At 68.1% G+C, this 1,012-nt stretch carries 1 protein-coding gene; it reads left to right on the top strand.

Annotation, left to right across the window (positions count from 1 at the left end):
* Window positions 1–142: 142 nt before the first annotated feature.
* On the top strand, window positions 143–1,012 hold an 870-nt coding region (gene tolB, locus I53_RS23265; RefSeq protein WP_043355199.1), incomplete at its 3' end, for a TolB family protein.

Below are 1,012 nucleotides of genomic sequence, written 5' to 3'. Positions count from 1 at the left end.
ACATTCCGGCCCCTATGCGCCGTATTACAATGACTGGAAGGCCATCAACGCGGAGTTCGAGTTCACGGCGACCTGAGGTCTTCCAGCCCGCGTACCGCCGTCCCCGCGTCCTCGTCTGATCGTCACTCGGATCCGACCCATCATGCTGCACCTCCCCTTCGTCGGGCGTCTCCCGACGTCCTATGCCGCGCGCCTGATCGCGCTTCTCGTGATGCTGACGGGCTTCCTGGCGGGGCCCGCCCAGGCGCAGCTGCAGCTGCGCATCGGCGGCGGCAACTTCCAGCCGATGCCCATCGCCATCGCGGATTTCGGCGGCGACCCGAGCCTCGGCGGCCTCGTCTCCGGCGTGGTCACCAACAACCTGCGCCGCTCCGGCTATTTCACGCCCCTCGAACACGCCCGCTTCCCGGAGCAGCCGAACTTCGATGCCGCTCCGAATTTCGAGAAGTGGCGCGCCACCGGCGTCCAGGGGCTCGTAACCGGCCGCGTCGTCCGAGAGGCCGGCCGGGTCAAGGTCGAGTTCCGGCTCTGGGACGTGACCTCCGGCCAGCAGATGACCGGCCAGCAATACGGCACGGACGCCGCCAACGTCCGGCGCACCGGCCACCTGATCTCCGATGCGGTCTACACCAAGATCACCGGCCTCGGCCCCTGGTTCGACAGCCGCATCGCCTTCGTGGACGAGACCGGTCCGAAGGAGAATCGCCGGAAGCGCCTGATGGTCATGGACCAGGACGGCGCCAACGTCCGGGCCATCACCACCGGCGAGATGTCGATCGTGGCGCCGCGCTACTCGCCGGTCACGCAGGACATCGCCTTCATGGCGCAGGCCACCGGCCACCAGCCGCGGGTCCAGGTCATCAACCTGGAGACCGGATCGCGCCAGGCGCTCGGCAATGTCGACTCGATGAGCGCCAGCCCGCGCTTCTCCCCGGACGGGCGCAAGATCGTGATGAGCGTCCAGCAGGGCGGCAACGCCGACATCGTGACCATGGACATCGCCTCGAAGGCC

It is taken from the genome of Methylobacterium sp. B1, assembly GCF_000333255.1.
GTDB lineage: Bacteria > Pseudomonadota > Alphaproteobacteria > Rhizobiales > Beijerinckiaceae > Methylobacterium > Methylobacterium fujisawaense.
The sequence above is the reverse complement of the archived record's forward strand: the minus strand, read 5'-3'. Positions and strand labels throughout refer to the sequence as shown.